General features: G+C 73.1%; 13 protein-coding genes. 6 read left to right on the top strand and 7 right to left on the bottom strand.

Going from position 1 to position 17842, the window contains the following annotated elements:
- Position 1: 1 nt before the first annotated feature.
- From BpN12_RS07875 to BpN12_RS07865, 3 genes are all read left to right on the top strand, one after another.
- Positions 2 to 3502 carry a YhaN family protein gene (locus tag BpN12_RS07875; RefSeq protein ID WP_246791884.1) on the top strand — a complete coding sequence of 1167 codons (3501 nt, stop codon included), beginning with the start codon at positions 2 to 4 and terminating at the stop codon, positions 3500 to 3502.
- Positions 3503 to 3682: 180 nt separating this feature from the next.
- Complete coding sequence (locus BpN12_RS07870; protein ID WP_246791883.1) at positions 3683 to 4906, top strand: acyl-CoA dehydrogenase family protein; 1224 nt, start codon at positions 3683 to 3685, stop codon at positions 4904 to 4906.
- Positions 4907 to 4948: 42 nt separating this feature from the next.
- Positions 4949 to 6322: an LLM class flavin-dependent oxidoreductase gene (locus BpN12_RS07865; protein WP_246791882.1), complete on the top strand. Its 1374-nt coding sequence runs from the start codon at positions 4949 to 4951 to the stop codon at positions 6320 to 6322.
- A 127-nt stretch (positions 6323 to 6449) separates the two neighbouring features.
- Here the strand turns inward: BpN12_RS07865 and BpN12_RS07860 are convergent, their stop codons facing one another.
- From BpN12_RS07860 to BpN12_RS07830, 7 genes are all read right to left on the bottom strand, one after another.
- The gene (locus BpN12_RS07860; RefSeq protein WP_246791881.1) at positions 6450 to 7670 is read right to left on the bottom strand and encodes an LLM class flavin-dependent oxidoreductase; all 1221 of its coding nucleotides are present in this window, start codon (positions 7668 to 7670) and stop codon (positions 6450 to 6452) included.
- A 10-nt stretch (positions 7671 to 7680) separates the two neighbouring features.
- Entirely contained in the window at positions 7681 to 8619 is a 939-nt protein-coding gene (locus tag BpN12_RS07855; protein ID WP_246791880.1) for a TauD/TfdA dioxygenase family protein, read from the bottom strand.
- Between the two features lie 49 nt (positions 8620 to 8668).
- Positions 8669 to 9622: a TauD/TfdA dioxygenase family protein gene (locus tag BpN12_RS07850; RefSeq protein ID WP_246791879.1), complete on the bottom strand. Its 954-nt coding sequence runs from the start codon at positions 9620 to 9622 to the stop codon at positions 8669 to 8671.
- 132 nt (positions 9623 to 9754) lie between these two features.
- A complete protein-coding gene (locus tag BpN12_RS07845; protein WP_246791878.1) occupies positions 9755 to 10606 on the bottom strand; it encodes an ABC transporter ATP-binding protein in 852 nt (283 codons plus the stop codon).
- Between the two features lie 42 nt (positions 10607 to 10648).
- Positions 10649 to 11479, bottom strand: coding sequence for an ABC transporter permease (locus BpN12_RS07840; RefSeq protein ID WP_246791877.1), 831 nt, complete (start codon positions 11477 to 11479; stop codon positions 10649 to 10651).
- Between the two features lie 44 nt (positions 11480 to 11523).
- A complete protein-coding gene (locus BpN12_RS07835) occupies positions 11524 to 12414 on the bottom strand; it encodes an ABC transporter permease (protein WP_246791876.1) in 891 nt (296 codons plus the stop codon).
- A 14-nt stretch (positions 12415 to 12428) separates the two neighbouring features.
- Positions 12429 to 13433 carry an ABC transporter substrate-binding protein gene (locus tag BpN12_RS07830; RefSeq protein ID WP_246794660.1) on the bottom strand — a complete coding sequence of 335 codons (1005 nt, stop codon included), beginning with the start codon at positions 13431 to 13433 and terminating at the stop codon, positions 12429 to 12431.
- A 512-nt stretch (positions 13434 to 13945) separates the two neighbouring features.
- Here BpN12_RS07830 and BpN12_RS07825 point away from each other — a divergent pair.
- The 3 genes from BpN12_RS07825 to BpN12_RS07815 all read left to right on the top strand — a co-directional run bounded on the left by BpN12_RS07825 (position 13946) and on the right by BpN12_RS07815 (position 17794).
- Positions 13946 to 15469, top strand: coding sequence for a sugar ABC transporter ATP-binding protein (locus BpN12_RS07825; RefSeq protein WP_246791875.1), 1524 nt, complete (start codon positions 13946 to 13948; stop codon positions 15467 to 15469).
- Positions 15469 to 16554 (top strand): ABC transporter permease, encoded by a 1086-nt coding sequence (locus BpN12_RS07820; protein WP_246791874.1) that lies wholly within the window; start codon positions 15469 to 15471, stop codon positions 16552 to 16554. The genes BpN12_RS07825 and BpN12_RS07820 overlap by 1 nt, the downstream gene beginning before the upstream one ends.
- Positions 16555 to 16738: 184 nt before the next feature.
- Positions 16739 to 17794, top strand: a complete 1056-nt coding sequence (locus BpN12_RS07815) for a substrate-binding domain-containing protein (RefSeq protein ID WP_246791873.1) — start codon at positions 16739 to 16741, stop codon at positions 17792 to 17794.
- Positions 17795 to 17842: the final 48 nt, after the last annotated feature.

The raw sequence follows: 17842 nt of genomic DNA, 5'->3' as shown, positions 1-17842 counted from the left end.
GATGCGGATTCGTCAACTCGATCTGTTCAAGTACGGCAAGTTCACCGACGCCACGCTGCGGTTCCCGGCGGCGGCGCATGATTTCCACGTGATCGTCGGGCCGAACGAGGCCGGCAAGTCGACGGTGCGCACGGCCGTGTCGGAGCTGCTGTTCGGCATGAAGCTGAAGACGCCGCTCAATTTCGTCCACGACATCTCGGACCTGCGCCTGGGCGGCGTGCTCGATGTCGGGCGCGGCGGCGCGGACGGCGCCGCGCTCGCGTTCCACCGCGCGCGCGGCAACAAATCGCTGCGCACGCCCGACGACAATGACACCAAGCTGCCCGATGACTTCCTCGACGCGGCGCTCGACGGCGCGACGCGCGAGTTCTTCGAGCAGATGTTCGGCCTCGATCACGAGCGGCTGGTGGCGGGCGGGCGCAGCCTGCTCGACGCATCCGACAAGCTCGGGCAGGTGCTGTTCGAATCGGCGGCCGGCGTCGGCAGCCTCGGGCCGGTGCGCGAGGAACTGGAAACGCTGCGCGCCGCGCTATGGGCGCCGCGTAGCGGCAAGACCACGTTCGCCGTCGCCGAGGCGGCCTTCACCGATGCCACCACCGAGCTGCGTGCGTTCCAGGTCCGCACGCGCGACTGGGTCGAGCGACAGGAAGCGCTCGACAAGGTGCGCGGCGAGATCGAGCAGGCGCGCGCCGCGCAGCGCCGGCTCGACGCCGTGCGCTCGAAGCTCGAACGGGTGCGGCGTCTCGCGCCTTACCTCAACGCCGAAGCCGCGAAGGCCGCCGAACTCGCGGCGCTCGGCCCGGTGATCGACCTGCCGCCGAGCGCGACGGCCGACCTGCTCGACGCGCGCGCCACGCTCTCGGTGGTGCGCGCGAAGCTCGACCTGCATCGCGAGGAACTCGCGAAACGGCAGGCCGAGCGCGACGCGCTCGTCGCCGACGCCGACGCGATCGCCTTCGCCGCCGACATCGACGCGCTCGATGCTTTGCGCGTCGAGTGCGCGCGTCACGAGCAGGCGCGTCCGCTGGTCGAGGCCGACATCGCGCGCGAACTCGAGGCCGCGTTCGCGGCGGCGGCGCAGCTCGGCTGGCCGCGCGACGAGGCGGCCCTGCGCGCGGCGCTGCCGTCCGAACTCGCGCTGAAGACGGTGACCCACCTGTTGCATCGGCGCGGCGCGCTGGAGCAGGCGCTGGACGGCGCGCGCGACGCGCTCGCCGAACGCGAGCGGGAGCTGGCCCAGCTGAGCGCGCAGCGCGCGGCGATCGTCGCCGACGAGGTGCCTCACGCGCTGCGCGCCGCGTTGGCCGACGCGCAGGGCTTCCGGCAGGGCGAGGCGAAGGAGCGCGCGCTGGCGCAGGCGCTTGCCGAGAGCGACCACATGCTCGCCGACGCGCTCGACCAGCTCGGCCGCTGGCGCGCCCCGGTCGCGACGCTGAAGACGATGGATCTGCCGTCGGCCGCGCGGCTCGCCGCCTATCAGAAGGCCGACAGCGACGGCCTGAGCGCGGTCAGCACCGCGCGCGGCGCGCTGGCCGAGGCGCGTGGCGCGTTCGAGAAGCTCGCGCTGCAAGAGCAGCACGCGGTGCAGGGCCGGCAGATCGTGACGCAAGCCGAGGTGCGCGCGGAGCGGGTGCGCCGCGACGGCCTGTGGAGCGAGCTGAAACGCGGCGCGGTCGCGCTCGACGCCGGCGCGCCGGCGCTGGACGACGCGATCCTGCGCGCCGACCAGCTCGTGGACGCGCAGCTCGGCACGGTGCAGGCCGCCGCCGAGTTGCAGGCGCTGCGCCAGCAGCTCGAGGTCGAGCGCGCCCGGCTCGCGCGCAGGGAAACCGAATTCGCCGAGGCCGAGCAGGCGCTCGCGGTCACCCGGCGCGACTGGAGCGAGGCGGCCGGGGCCGCCGGCCTGCCGGGCATGGCGCTGGCCGACCTCGGCGACTGGCTCGGGCGGCGCGAAACGGCGCTCGCGGCCCAGCGCACGGTCGACCAGCAGACGCGCGAGCTGGACAGCCTGCGCGCCGAGCGCGCGGGCGCGCAACAGGCGCTGGCCGCCGCGCTGCTCGCGGCGGCGCCCGGCGCCGATGCCGATCTCGACGCCGACCGGCTGAGCCAGTGGCTCGGTGCGGCCGAGGCGTTCGTGCAGGCGGCCGAGCGCGCCGTGGCGCAGCGCGGCAACCTCGACGCGCGCGTGACCGAGGCCGAGCAGGCGCGCGCCACGGCGGCGGCCCGCGTCGAGCGCGCGCAACGCGATCACGACAAGTGGGACGAGCAGTGGCGCGCGGCGCTGGCCGAGGCACGGCTGGCCGAGCGCGCGAATTCGGAGGCGGCCGCGCAGGGTGCCGTCGATCTGGCCAACGAGGTGGCCGCGCGTCTCGCGGCGGCCGATGCGCCGGCGCGCCGGCTCGACGCGATGCAGGCCGATCTGGCCGCGCTCGCGCGGCAGGCCGCGGTGCTGGCCGATGCGCTCGATCCGGGCCTCCCCGCGACGCACGACGGCGCCGCGATCGCGCGCGCGCTGGCCGCGCGGCTGCTGGCGGCGCGCGAGAGCGCCGCCGCGATCGCGCGCGCCGACGAGGCGCTCGCTCAGGCGCGGCGCCAGCTCGACGAGGCGAACGCGGGCCTCGCCACCGAGCAGGCGCGCGTCGCGCCGCTGCTGGCGAGCGCGCAAGTCGATTCGATCGACGCGGCGCTGCCGCTCGCGGCGCGTTCGGACACGGCGCGCCGGCTGCGCGAGGAGATCGCGGCCGCGCGCGCCACGCTGATCCGCGACGGCGACGGGCTCGCGCCCGACGCGATCGCGGCCGAGATCGCCGAGCAGGATCTGGCCGAGGTGCCGGCGCGGCTCGAAGCGACGCGGCAGGACAGCGAGACGCTGGGCGCGACGCTGAGCCGGCTCGCGCAGGAGGAGGTGGTGGCGCAGCAGGCGCTCGACGCGATCGCCGGCCAGTCGAGCGCCGCGCTCGCCGAGGCCAAGCGCCAGGAGGCGCTCGCCGCGATGGGCGACACGGCCGAACAGTATCTGGAGGCCGCCACCGCGAGCCGCCTGCTGCGCTGGGCGATCGAGCGCTATCGCGAGCAGCGGCAGGGGCCGATGCTGGGCCGCGCGAGCGAGATCTTCGCGGCGCTCACGCTCGGCGATTTCTCGCGGCTGGTGGTCGATACCGAGCGCCAGCCGCCCGAGCTGTCCGCGCGGCGCGCGAACGGCAAGCCGGTGGCGGTGGGCGGCCTCAGCGAAGGCACGCGCGACCAGCTGTTCCTCGCGCTGCGGATCGCCGCGCTCGAATTGCAGCTCGAGAACAAGGCCGCGCTGCCGTTCGTGGCCGACGACCTGTTCATCAACTTCGACGACACGCGCTCGAAGGCCGGGCTCGCCGCGCTGCGCGAGCTGTCCACCCGCACGCAGGTGCTGTTCCTCACGCACCACGCGCATCTGCTGCCGCTGGTGACCGACGTGTTCGGCCCGCAGGTGAACGTGGTCGAACTGCAGCGCGAGGCCATGGCCTGAGCGCGCCGCCGCGCCGGCGGTGGTGGCGGTGGCCTCAGGCTTAGCCGGCGGCCTCATATCGATAGCTGAAATCGGTCGTACTCGCACGATCCGCCCGTTCCTATACTGTCTCGCGCGCGGCCGCGCCCGCTTCGGCGGCCGGCCGCGCGCCCGATGAACGACAGCACGAGGACGGACGGCATGAATGCCCCCCACACGATCGATTCCCGCTCACGCCTGGACGCGGCGCTGGCCGCACTGCCGGCGCTCGCCGCCGAAATCGGCAAGGACGCCGCGCGGCGCGAGGCCGATCGCGAGCTGCCGTTCGACGGTTTCGCGCTGTTTCGCGCCACCGAACTCGGCGCGCTGCGCGTCCCGGCCGCGCGCGGCGGGCTGGGCGGCTCGCTGGTCGACCTGTTCGAGGTGATCGCGACGCTCGCCGCCGCCGATTCGAATCTCGCGCACGCGCTGCGCATCCACTACGACGTGACCGAGGCGCTGCGGCTGTCGCCGCGCACGCTGTTCAACGATCTGCAGGTCGAGCGCGTGCTGTCGGGCGCGCTGTTCGGCGGCGCCTCGACCGAGCGCGGCACCTCGCGCCCCGGCGAGATCGCCACGCAGCTCGTGCGCGAGGGCGATCACTATCGCGTGACGGGCCGCAAATACTATTCGACCGGCACGCTGTTCTCGGACTACGCGCGCATCAACGTGCAGGGCGAAACGGCCACCGACCCGAGTCTCGCGATCGTGATTCCGGTCGATCGCGAGGGCCTGCGCATCGAGGACGACTGGGACGGCATGGGCCAGCGCATGACGGCGAGCGGCACGCTGGTGCTGGAGAACGTGCGCGTCGAGCCCGACGAGGTGATCGATCGCGGCAGCTCGACGCTGGCGGGCCGCCACGGCGGCGCGCTTCGGCAGCTGCATCTGGTGGCGGTGGCGGCCGGCATCGTGCGCAACGTGGCGGCCGACGCGCGCCGCTACGTGACCACCTTCGGCCGGCCGGTGCTGCACAGCCCGGCCGCCACGGCGCGCGACGATCACTTCATCCAGCAGGTGGTCGGCGACCTGAGCGCGCACAGCCACGCGATCGACGCGCTGGTGCGCGAGAACGCGCGCGTGCTCGACCGCTCCGCCGACGCGCTGCTCGCCGGCGCGGCCGATGCCGAGGCGCTGGTGCTGGACGGCGCGCTCGCCACCGCGCGGACCCAGCTGGTAGTCAGCAAGCTCGCGCTGCACGCGGGCGAGCGGCTGTTCGAGGTGGGCGGCGCCACGGCCACCTCGCGCAGCCACAACCTCGACCGCCACTGGCGCAACCTGCGCACGATCTTCAGCCACAACCCGCTGCTGCACAAGGCGCGCGTGGTCGGCGACTACGAACTGAACGGCGTCACCACGCACCTGACGGAAGGGCGCGTGTTCTGAGCGCGGGCGGCGTCCGCCGTCCGTCCATTTCCGGAGACGAACATGACTCGACCCCGCGGCGGCCAGCTGGCCCTCGGCGCGTTTCTCTATCCCACCGGGCATCACATCGCGGCCTGGCGCCATCCCGACGTGCCGGCCGATGCCGGCATCGACTTCCGCCATTACGCGCGACTCGCGCAGACGGCCGAGGCGGCCTGCTTCGATCTCGTGTTCCTCGCCGACGGCGTGGGTACGCGCGGCGACGACGTCGATTTCCTGAGCCGCACCGCGCACAGCTACAACGCGCAGTTCGAGCCGATCACGCTGCTCTCGGCGCTGGCGGCCGTGACCGGACGAATCGGCCTGGTCGGCACCGCCTCGACCAGCTTCAACGAGCCGTACCACCTGGCCCGCAAGTTCGCCTCGCTCGATCACCTGAGCGGCGGCCGCGCGGGCTGGAACCTGGTCACCTCGTCGAACCGCCACGAGGCGGAGAACTTCAACCGCGACGAGCATTTCCGCCACAACGAGCGCTACGAGCGCGCCGAGGAATTCGCCGACGTGGTGCGCGCGCTGTGGAACAGCTGGGACGACGGCGCGTTCGTGCGCGACAAGGCTGCCGGGCGCTTCTTCGATCCGGCCGGGCGCCACGTGCTCGCGCATCGCGGGCGCTTCTTCCAGGTGCGCGGGCCGCTGAACCTGCCGCGCACGCCGCAGGGGCGGCCGGTGGTCGTGCAGGCGGGCTCGTCGGAAGCCGGCAAGCGGCTCGCCGCGCGCACCGCCGAGGTGATCTTCACGGCGCAGCAGACGCTCGACGAGGCGGTGGCGTTCTATGCCGACGTGAAGGGGCGGATGGCCGAATGGGGCCGCGCGCCCGACGAACTGAAGATCATGCCGGGCGTGCTGCCGGTGGTGGGCCGCGACGAAAGCGAGGCGCGCGAGAAGTTCGCGGCGCTGCAACAGCTGATCGATCCGGCCGTGGGGCTCGCGCTGGTGTCGGGGCTCACGGGCGGCTTCGATCTGTCGGCCTATCCGTTCGACGGGCCGATCCCGGCACTGCCGGAAACCAACGCGAGCAAGAGCCGCCAGGCGCTGACGATCGAGCTGGCGCGCCGCGAGAACCTGACGATCCGCCAGCTCGCGCTGCGCGTCGCCGGCGCGCGCGGACACTGGCAACTGGTGGGCACGCCGCGGCAGATCGCCGACGAACTCGAGGCGCGTTTCATGCACCACGGCGCCGACGGCTTCAACATCATGGCGCCGACGCTGCCGGGCGGCCTCGACGATTTCATCGCGCTGGTGCTGCCGGAGCTGCGCCGGCGCGGCCTGTTCCGCGACGCGTACACGGGCACGACGCTGCGAGAGCATCTGGGCCTCGCGCGGCCGGCCGACCGGGCCACGGCCGCGCGGCGCGAGCAGGCCGCGACGACGGCATGAAATCGGCGTGCACGCAACATGCAGGGTGAACGCGCAGGACGGCACGGCGGGGCGGCCGTGCTCGCGCACTTGACGTGTCGAACTACCGAAGTCGAATCCCGCGGCGCCGATGGCCGCCGCGGCGATCTCAATGACGCAAGCCCGCGTCGCGCAACAGCGGCAGCACGCGCTGCCCGAACAGCGTCAGGTCGGGCCGGAAATCGTAGAAGCTCAGCTGCACGCCATCCACGCCGGCGCGATGCAGCCGCACGATCGCATCGGCGACTTCCTCGGGCGAGCCGGTGATCGACATGTTGCCGCCCAGCGCGCGATGCTCGGCCTGCGCGCGTTCGGCGGCGCCGCCGCGCCATGCATGCGCGTCGCTGTCGAAGCGCTGGAAGCTGCCCGAATCGGCATGCGCGACGATCGCGTCGCGGTAGTCGCGCGCCTCGGCCGCCGTCTCGCGGCAGATCACCATCGGGTTCAGCAGCGTGCGGATGCGCCGGCCGTGCGCGGCGGCGGCGGCCTTCACGCGCGCCGTGTGCGCGGGCAGCGTGCGCAGCGCGGCGTCGAGCGTCGGGCCGCCGGGGCTGGTCACGAACACCACGTCGGAGTAGCGCGCCGCGAACGCGATGCCGGCGTCGGAGCCGGTGGCGTTGATCAGCAGCGGGCGGCCGTAGCGCGGCTTCGGCGTGACGAACGCCTCGCCGAGCCGCCAGCTCGACCGCGCCGGCCGGTAGCTGAAATTGTCGGGCTGCGCCCACAGCTGCTGCACGGCGTCGAGGAACTCGGCGGCGAGCGCGTAGCGATGGTCGTGCTCGATGCGCGGCCAGCCGAACATCTCGTGCTCGAGCGCGCGATGGCCCGTCACGACGTTGATGCCCCAGCGGCCCTTCGAGATGTGATCGAGCGTGGCCGTGAACTTCGCGAAGTGGAGCGGGTGCCACGGCCCGTAGAGCACGTGGCTGGTCGCGGCCAGCACGATCCGCTCGGTGCGCGCGGTCAGCGCCGCGAGCGTCATGAACGAGTCGAGCGCCTGGCCGTCGAACACGCCGCCGTAGCCGCCCTTGGGCAGCCACTGCGAGAGCGCGAACACGAGATCGAAGCCGAGCGCCTCGGCCTGCTGCACCAGCGCGGCGTTGTAGTCGAACGACCAGTCGGTGGTGCGCGGCAGTGTCGAGGCGCTCCAGCCGCCGGCCTGGATCGGCAGGAACAGGCCCAGCATCAGCGGTTGCGCGAACACGCGCGAGACCGGGCTGTCGGCGAAATCGGCGGGCGAGGCCACCGGGACGAACGGCGTGGCGGCGGCTTCGGCCACGCCGGCCTCGCCGTCGCGCTCGCTCGCCTGGGTCGGGATCTCGGCGGACATCGGTGCGCCGTCAGTTCAGCGCGATCGCGGCGGCGGCGTCCACCGGCGTGCCCTCGAGCGCGACCGAGGCGCGGCCGTCCGGGCCCACCGGCACGTCGCCGACCAGCGTGGTGCGATACAACTGGCGGTCGAAGTCGAGATCGAAGATGTCGGACGGCGCCAGATGCGCGGTGGCGCGATTGTCCCAGAACGCGAGGCTGCGCGGCTCCCACTTGAAACGCACCGTGAATTCCGGGCGCGTGATGTGTTCCCACAGCAGTTCGAGCAAGCCCTGGCTCTCGCGCGGGGTCAGGCCGACGATCGACTTCAGGAACCCGGGGCTCACGTACAGCACGCGCTCGCCCGTCTCGGGGTGGACGCGCACCAGCGGATGCTCGGTCACCAGCGTGCGGCGCTCCACGGCGTCGGCGTAGTCGGCCGTCGCGTTGGCGCCGGGCGGCGGCGTGAAGCGGTGGATGCCGCGCAGCCCGTCGACGAACTCGCGCAGCGGCGCCGACAGTGTCTCGTAGGCGCGCGCGAGGTTGGTCCAGTGCGTGTCGCCGCCGTAGGGCGGAATCGTCACGCCGCGCAGGATCGAGGCCCACGGCGGATTGACGGCGGCCGTCACGTCGGTGTGCCAGCCGGTCCACGGGCGCAGCACGGGCTGGCCGTCGTAGCGCGTGGCCTTGCGGTACTTCGAGACCGAATAGATCTCGGGATGGCCTTCGAGGTGGCCGAACACCGGATGGCCCACGGTCAGCTCGCCGAACTGCGCCGAGAACGCGATGTGCTGCTCGTGCGTGAGGAACTGCTCGCGGAAGAACACCACGCGCCATTTCAGCAGCGCGCCGCGGATGGCGGCGACCTGCTCGGCGCTGAGCGGGCGGGTCAGGTCGACGCCGCGGATCTCGGCGCCGATGTGCGCGGACAAGGGAAGGACGTCGAGCGAGGGTGCGATGGCCTGGTTCATGTGCGGCTCCTGTCTGGAAGAATGGGCGTGGGACGGGCGCGGCCCGGCCTCACTGCAGCGTGGCGTTGCCGCCTTTCAGCACGACGCTGGCGCGGCCGTCCACGCCCACCGGCACGTCGCCGTGGACCGTCGCGCGGCGCACCACGCGGCGCGCGTCGCCGTAGTCGTTGATCGCGTAATGCTGGGTCGCGCGGTTGTCCCAGATCGCCACGTCGCCCTCGCGCCAGCTCCAGCGCACCGTGTTCTCGAGCCGCGTGACGTGCTCGTGCAGCACCTGCAGCAGATGCGCCGAGTCGCTCGCCGAGAGCCCCTGGATGCGCTGCACGAAGTGGCCCAGCACCAGCGTGCGCTCCTGCGTGACCGGGTGGACGCGCACCACCGGGTGCAGCGTTTCGTAGACGGTCGAGGTGAACACCTCGCGGTAGCGCTTCAGCTGGTCGGCGTCGGCGTTGACGTGCGAGGACGCGTAGTCGTAGGCGTTGGTATGCACGGCCCACAGCGTGTCGGCCAGCTCGCGCAGCGCGTCCGGCAGCTGCGCGTAGGCGGCCGCCGTGTTGGCCCAGACCGTGTCGCCGCCGGCCGGCGGGATCACCACCGCGCGCAGGATCGATACCTTCGGGTAGGCGTCGACGAAGGTCACGTCGGTGTGCCACGAGTTCGCGCGCGCGCCGTGCGCCGAGTCGAGTTCGAGCAGCGCGGTGCCGCCGACCGAAGGCACCGTCGGGTGCGCGACGGTCTCGCCGAAGCGGCGCGCGAACGCCTGCTGCGCGTCGTCGTCGAGATGGTGCTGGCCGCGGAAGAACAGCACCTTGTGCGTGTGCAGCGCGTCGAGGATCGCGTCGAAGCTGGCCGCGTCGATGTCGGCCGACAGGCGCAGGCCGGCGACTTCGGCGCCGATCCGGCCGGCCACGCGCCGCAGCGAGAGGGGCGAGTCCGGCGCGGACGCGGGCGAAGGAACGGCGGCGGCATGCGACAGCGGCGTGGCGATCTGGACGTCGGACATCGGAGTGTCTCCTGGCGTGGGGGGGAGGATGTTTTCGGACATTCAAGCAGCCCGCGCGGCAAAACTGAACTGACGATTCCTCGTATCGATAGTCCGATTTGCCGCGGTAGCGATGCGGGCCGGCCGGGCTTGCTACCAGGCCAGCCGCCAGCCGCCGGCCGGCCGTGGCGCGGCGGGCGGCGGGGCCGGTGGCGGGGCATTGCGCGCGGCCGCGTCGTCGTCGCCGAGATCGGCGAGGATCGTGTCGCGCAGCCGCGCGAACGCGGGCGCGGCGCGCTCGCGCGGGCGCGGCAGCCCGACCTCGACGATCCGCGCGATGCGGCCCGGGCGCGGCGCCATCGTGACGACGCGATCGCCGAGCCAGACCGCCTCGTCCACGTCGTGCGTGACGAGCAGCATCGTGATGCGCTCGCGCGCCCAGATCCGCTGCAGCTCGTGCTGCATGCGCGTGCGCGTCTGCGCGTCGAGCGCGCCGAACGGCTCGTCGAGCAGCAGCAGCTTCGGCCGGTTGACGAGCCCGCGCGCGATCGCGACGCGCTGCGCCATGCCGCCCGACAGCTGCGCCGGATAGGCCGCCTCGAAGCCGGCCAGCCCCACCAGCGCGATGTGCTCGGCCACCGCCTCGCGCCGGGCGCGCGCCGCGAGCGGTGAGTTGCGCAGCGCCGCGGCGACGTTCTGCTCGACCGTCAGCCACGGGAACAGCCGATGGTCCTGGAATACGATTCCGCGCTGCAGCGAGGTATCGCGCACGCGCTCGCCGCCGGCGCGGATCTCGCCGTCGTAATCGGTGTCGAGCCCGGCGATCAGGCGCAGCAGCGTGGATTTCCCGCAGCCGCTCGCGCCGACGATGCTGACGAACTCGCCGTCGCGCACCGCCAGCGAGATGTCGTCGAGTACCTCGAGCGCGGCGCCGCGCTGCGCGTAGCGCTTGCGGACCTGGTGGATCTCGAGCGCGACGGGCGAATCGATCGAAAGGGTGGTCACGGCGGTCCTGTGAAGTGAGAGAGGGAGAACGCGGCGGCGCCGTCAGGCGCGCCCGCGCCGCGCCAGCAGCCGCCGTTCGAGCTCGCGCGCGGCGGCATTGAGCGCCCAGCCCGTGGTGCCGACCACGAGGATGCCGAACAGCACGAGATCCATGCGGAACTGTTCGCTGCCGTCGATCAGCGTGTTGCCGATGCCGCTGCCGGCCACCAGCAGGTATTCGGCGCCGAGCGTGGCGAGCCACGAATAGATCAGGCCCAGATAGAGCCCGGTCGAGATCGACGGCAGCGCGGCGGGCAGGATCACGTGGCGCAGCAGCTGCGCGCGCGAGTAGCGCAGCGTGCGCGCCACCTCCACATAGGCGCGCGGCACCGCGTGGATGCCGTCGCAGGTGTGGGCCGCCACCGGCAGCAGCGCGGCCAGCGACAGGAACACCACCTTCGCGGTGTCGCCGAGGCCGAACCAGACCGAGATCAGCGGAATCCAGGCGAACAGCGAGATCTGCTTGAAGGTGTCGAAGCTCGGCCCGATCAGGCGCGCGGCCAGCCGCGAGAGCCCGAGCGCCGTGCCCAGCAGCAGGCCGAGCGCGGTGCCGATCGCGAAGCCGGCGAACTCGCGCGCGAGCGAGGCGGACAAGGCCCGGGCGAGCGCGCCGCTGGCGACCTGCTGCACCGCCGTATGCCAGACGGCGTCGGGGCCGACCAGCAGGCCTGCGTGGCCGCGATGCGCGGCGGCCACGGCCCACCAGACGAGCAGCGCGACCGCGGGCAGCACGAGCCCGCGCAGGTCGGGTCGGGGCAGGCGGCGCCGCGTGGTGGGCGCGTCTTGTACCGCCGGGGCGGGTGATGACGCGGACGATGACGCGGACGATGACATGCGGCGCGGCTCCCGGGAGGCCAACGATGGAAGGCGGGCGTCGCTCATGCGCGAAACGCCGAGGGCCGGCCGCGGCGCAGGCGCGCTTCGAGCGCGTCGAGCAGGCGGTTGATCGCGTAGCCGATCGCGCCGACGATCACCACGGCCGCCATCACGAGGTCGAGCTGGAACAGCTGGCGCCCGTAGACGATCAGGTAGCCGAGCCCCTCCGAGGAGGCGACCAGCTCGACCACCACGAGCGCGAGCCAGGCCTTCGTGAAGCCGAGCCGCAGGCCGGTGGCGAGCGTCGGCACGGCGGCCGGCAGCACCACGTGGGCGATGCGCTGCCGGCGCGTGTAGCCGAATCCGCGCGCCACCTCGTCGAGCGCGGCCGGCGCCTCGCGAAAGCCCTGCAACGTGCTCATCGCCACCGGCACCAGCGCCGCGTGCGCGATCAGGATGATCTTGAGCGGTTCGCCGACGCCCACGAGCAGCAGCAGGAACGGCAGCCAGCCCAGCACGGGGATCTGCACGATCGCGTTGAAGCCCGGCAGCACGTAGGCTTCGGCCGTGCGCGACAGGCCGAGCCAGGCGCCGATCGCGAAGCCGCCCAGCGTGCCGGCCGCGAAGCCGAGCAGCACGCGCTGCAGGCTGATCCAGGTGTTGCTGGCCAGGTCGCCGCTGCGCGCCAGCTCGACGAGCGTCTGCCAGACCGCCTCGGGCGGCGGCAGGATCTGCGGCGCGATCCAGCCGCGCGCGCAGCCGAGCGTCCAGAGCGCGAACAGCAGCGCGGGCAGCAGCCACGGCGCGAGCCACCAGCCGAGCGCGGCGGCGCGCCCGCGCAGCGTTCCGGCGCCGTGTGGCGGCGTGAAAGCGGGCGCTGCCGAGGCTGGGGCGGCGTGTACGGCGGCGCCGTCACGGCGACGCTCGGCACGCGGGATCGCGGTATCGCTCATGGCGGCGGCGTCCGTCACGATTGCGGCCGGCCCGATGCGTCGTAGCTCGGCCAGTCGAGTTCGAGGTGCTGCGCCTTCAGCGCGCGGTCGAGATAGACCGGCTCGATCCAGCCGTTGAGGTCCACCGGCCGGCGGATCAGCTTCAGCTTCAGCGCGTCCTGCGCCACGGCCTGATAGCGCGCGGCGAAGAACGGGTCGAGCAGCGGCGAGTTGCGCGACTTGAGCGTGCCGGCCGGGAATTCAGCCTGCCACGACGCCACCGGAATCCCGCTCGCCGCCCACTGCGTGAGCAGCGCGTTGCGGTTCGCCTCGTCGGAGGCCCAGCGCGAGGCGGCCACGAACACGTTGACGACACGCTGCACGAGGTCGGGATGCGCGCGCTCGAAATCGTCGAGGACCAGCAGGTGCGACTGGCGCGTGTATTGCGGGCCGTCGTTCTGCGATTCGTAGATGATCTTCGCGAGCCCCGAATCGACCAGCTTCGACAGGTGATAGTCGTTGACCGACGCGTCGATGCCCCGCGAGGCCAGCGCCGCGAGCGCGCCGGCGGTGTCGAGGTTGATCACGCGCAGGTCGCGCTCGTCGAGATGGTTCGCGGCCAGCACGTTGTCGATCACGAGCTGGAGGTTGGTGCCGCGGAAGATCGCGACGCGCTTGCCCTTCAGGTCGGCCACCGAACGGATGGGGGAGCCGGCCGGCACGCCGATCTTGATGCCGCTGCGCACGCCGACGGCCGCGATCAGGTGCGTGTTCAGGCCGTTGGCGCGCGCCAGCACGGCCGGCAGGTCGCCCTGCAGCGCGAAGTCGAGCGACTTGTCGGCGATCGCCTCGTTGACGGCCGGCCCGGCGCCCTTGAAGAACAGCCACTGCACGCGGATGCCGTCGCGCGCGAATTCCTTTTCGAGCAGCTTCTGCTGCTGCACCGTCGCGCCGGCGCTGCCGCCGAAGGTCGGCGGATCGCCCGCGCCCTGCTGGGCCACGCCGATGCGGATCGCCAGCGGCTCGGCGGCGCGGGCCATGCTCGCGCCGGTCGCGAGGCAGGCCGCGAGGCAGGCCGCGAGCGCGCCCAGCGCGAGCGCGGCGGCGAGACGGAAGCCACGGAGAAAACCGGCGGAGCGGGCGAACAGGGCGGAGCGGGACGGCTGTCGGGACGCGGGACGGATCGGCATGGGCGGCAGGTGGCGGTCGTGGAGAGCGGGCGTCATGACGAATACCGGTCCGGCCGTGATCGACTAGGATCACTAACGAAATGAACGGCGTTAGCGAACGGTGCGGCGCATGACGGCAGACGCAGGGACGATTCATTCTTGTCGAGCTCCCGAGCGATCGCAAACAAGCATTTGTGATTTGCATTCGTGCCCGCGCGCGTCGCGTGCCATGCTGATATGCATAGCAGAACCGATTCGTTGCCTCGCGCGCGCGATCGCCTATATAACGCTGCGATGACGCCGCCCGCCACCCCTTCGTTCCTGCCTTGCGCCGCCCGCCGGAGCGCCGGCGCGGCCGCCGTGCGGCGGGCCGGAGGCACCGCATGAGCGCGGCGCCGGTGCTCGAGGCGCGCGGCCTGGCGAAGCGTTTCGGCGCGACGCGCGCGCTCGACGGCGTGGACCTGACGATGCGCGCGGGAGAGGTGGTCGCGCTGATGGGCGCGAACGGCGCCGGCAAATCCACGCTCGTGAAGATCCTGAGCGGCGTGCTGCGCGCCGACGCCGGCACGATCCGCCTGCGCGGCCTGCCGTTCGCGCCGGCCGGCACGCAGCAGGCGAAGGCGGCCGGCGTCGCGACCATGCACCAGTCGGTGGCCGAGGCGATCGTGCCGACGCTGTCGATCGCCGAGAACCTGCTGCTGGACCGGACGAATCGCGGCGATGGCCGCTGGTTCGAAACGCCGGCGGCCCGCCGCCGCGCCGCGGCGGCGCTGGCCGCGCGCGTCGGGCTCGAGGTGGATCTGGCGGCGCCGGCCCACACGCAGCCGGTGGCGATCCGCCAGCTCGTGACGCTGGCGCGCGCGCTCGACACCGATCCCGCGCTGCTGATCCTCGACGAGCCCACCGCGAGCCTGTCGGCCGACGAGGCCGAGCGCCTGTTCGGCGCGCTCGACCGCCTGCGCGAGCGCGGCGTGGCGATTCTGCTGGTCTCGCACCGCTCCGGCGATCTGCGTCGCGTGGCCGATCGCGCGCTGGTGCTGCGCGACGGGCGCGAGGTGGCCGCGATCGCGGCGCCGTTCGACTACGACGCGGCCGTGACGGCGATGATCGGCCGGCCGCTGCCGCGCCAGGCGGCGCGGGGCGGGGCGAACCCTTCGATCCGGAGCGATCCGCCTGGCCCGGCTCGCCACGGCGCGCCGCCGCTGGCGGCCGGCTTCTCGGCGCGCGGCCTGAAGCTGTTCGACGACGCGCCGCCGCTCGATTTCGACGCGGCGCGCGGCGAGATCGTCGCGTTCGCGGGGCCGATCGGCGGCGGCAAGTCGCGCCTCGCGCGCACCGTGTTCGGCCTGGAGCGGTACGCGGCCGGCGCGATGACGCTGGACGGCCGGCCCTGGCGGCCGCGCGGCCCGGCCGAGGCGGTGGCCGCCGGCGTGGTGATGCTCGGCGAGGACCGCTGGGCCAGCTCGCTGTTCCCCGATTCGGTCCCGTTCGCGTCGGTGGCCGGCACGCTGAGCTTTCCGTTCCTTGCGCGCTGGTTCCCGCGTGGCCGCGTCGGCCGCCGCCTCGAACGCGAGCGCGCGGCCGCGCTGATCCGGCGCCTGACGATCCGCTGCACGGGGCCGGACGACCGCGTCGCGCGGCTGTCCGGCGGCAACCAGCAGAAGGTCGCGCTGGCGCGCGGCTTCGCCGAGCCGGCCGCGCTGCTGCTGCTCGACGAGCCGTTCCAGGGCGTGGACGTGGGCGCGCGCGCCGAGATCGTCGAGGTGCTGCGCCGCGGCGCGGCCGGCTACGCGACGCTGGTGTTCGTCAGCGATCCCGAGGAGGCGTTCGAACTCGCCGACCGGGTACTGGAATTCGACCGGCTGGGCATCGGCCGCAGCGACGACGTGATCAGGGAGACCGTGTGATGAAGACTCGGGTCGGCCGGCTGGCCGCAAGCATGGCGCCCGCGCGCGCCGAATCGGCGCCGGCACCGTCCGCGCCATCGACACCCTCCACGCGCCCGGTACGGCGCTTCGCCGGCTGGCTCGAACGCGGCGGGCTGCTGGCGCTGCTGGCCGCGCTGGTGGCCGGCTTCGCCTGGCGCGAGCGGGCCTTCATCGGCGTCGACAACCTGTTCAGCATCCTGCAGGCGGCCTCGATCGTCGCGCTGCTCGCGATCGGCGTGACGCTGTCGCTGGCGGTGGGCGGCTTCGACCTGTCGGTCGGCAGCACCGCCGCCACCGCGCAGATGGCGGCCAGCTACGTGCTGGTGGTCTGGCATGGCGGCGCCTGGGCGGCGCTTGGCGCGTGCCTCGTGCTGGGCGTGGCGACCGGGTTCGTGAACGGCCTGCTGATCACGCGCCTGAAGGTTCCGGACCAGCTCGCGACGCTCGGCACGCTGTTCCTGCTGGCCGGCCTGCAACTGATCCCGACCGGCGGGCGCTCGCTCGCCACCGGCACGATCCTGCCCGACGGCAGCGAGGCGAGCGGCGAATTCCCGGCCGCGTTCCTCGCGCTCGGCCGCGCGCGCTGGCTCGAGGTGGTGCCGCTGCCGGTGCTGGTGCTGGCCGCCGTGACCGTGCTGGCGGTGCTCGTCACCGAGTTCAGCCGCTGGGGCCGCGTGCTCTACGCCACCGGCGGCAACGAGACGGCCGCCCGGCTCGCCGGCGCGCCCACCGCGCGCTACCGGATCGCCGCCTACGTGGCGTCGGCCAGCATCGCCTCGCTCGGCGGCGCGCTGATCGCCGCGCGCGTCGGGCGCGGCGACGTGGGCGCCGGCCATTCGCTGCTGCTCGACGCGGTGGCCGCCGCGCTGATCGGCTACGCCGTGTGGGGCCTCAAGCGCCCGAACGTGATCGGCGCCGTGACGGGCGCGATCTTCGTGGACGTGCTGCTCAACGGCCTGACCATGCTCAATGCGCCGTACTACATGCAGGATTTCATCAAGGGCGCGCTGCTGGTGGGCGCGCTGGCGTTCACGTTCGGGATCGGCGCGCGGCGCGCGCGCTGAGCGGCGGCATGGCGGGTTTCGTCGTTTCGGCTCGTTGTCGCTTCGTCGCTTCGCCTCGTCAATGTCTCGCCGGGGCGGCGCCCGCGCGGCCGTCACGACCCACGCATCGACGGTTTTCACCCCAACGGCCGGCGCGCCTTCGCGAGCGCCGGCCCCGATTCACTCCTCATCCAGGTTCCCGCTCATGATCGATTCGTTCGTCCGCAAGTACGTGCTGCCGCTGCTGTTCGCCGCCGCGCTCCCGACCGCTTCCGCGCTTGCCGCGCCGGGGCTCGCGCACGCGCCCGCGCCGTTCGATCGCGGCGGCGTCAAGGTCGCGCTCGTCAACTACCTGTCGGCCGGCGATTTCTTCCAGGCCTACGAGGCTGGCGCGCAGAAGCAGGCGAAGGCGCTCGGCATCGACCTGCGCGTGTTCGAGGGCCGCCAGGACGCCGCGCAGCAGCGCGACCAGATCCAGCAGGCGATCGATCTGGGCGTGGCGGCGATCGTCGTCAATCACGGCCTGCCCGAATCGCTGAAGGACGTGGTGCAGCGCGCGCTCGACAAGGGCATCAAGGTGGTGGCGTTCGACGTCGATCTGGCCAATCCGAAGGTGCCGCAGATCGAGCAGAGCGACCGCGACCTCGCCACGCTGCTGCTCGGGCAGGCCGTGAAGGACAACGGCCCGGCGTTCGAGGCGGCCTACGTCTACGTGGCCGGCTTCGCGCCGCTCGACCGCCGCGACGCGGTCTGGCAGGCGTTCAAGGCCGCGCATCCGGGCGTGAAGGAAAGCGCGCGCTTCGGCACCGTCGACAATCCGATCGCGCAGTCGGTGGCGAACCAGGCGGCCGCCGCGTTCCGCGCGCATCCGGGCGTGCGCGTGGTGTTCGCCCCCTACGACGAATTCGCGCGCGGCGCGAAGCTGGCCGCCGACGAGAACGGCATCGCGGCGAAGCTGCGGATCTACAGCGCCGACATCTCGACCGCCGACATCCAGGCGATCCGCGCGCCGGACAGCCCGTGGGTGGCCACCGCCGCCACCAACCCGGCCGTGGTGGGCGCCGTGTCGGTGCGCGCCGCGGCGCTGCTGGTGGCCGGGCAGGACCCCGGGCACCGCATCGAGGTGAAGCCCACGCTGATCACGCGCGCCGACCTGCAGAAGCTCGACATCCACAACATCGCCGAACTTGGTGCGAAGTTTCCGGCGTTCCGCCGCGCCGACGCGGCGCGTGCCGCCTGGATCCCGGATGCGGACGAGTAAGGAGTAAGGCGGCGTGTGCCGCGAGGCCGGCGGCGCAGGAAGCGGGGG

Source organism: Burkholderia perseverans, assembly GCF_022870505.1.
GTDB classification, from domain to species: Bacteria; Pseudomonadota; Gammaproteobacteria; order Burkholderiales; family Burkholderiaceae; genus Burkholderia; species Burkholderia plantarii.
Note: the sequence above shows the minus strand (reverse complement) of the source record. Positions and strands in the feature narration are given on the sequence as shown.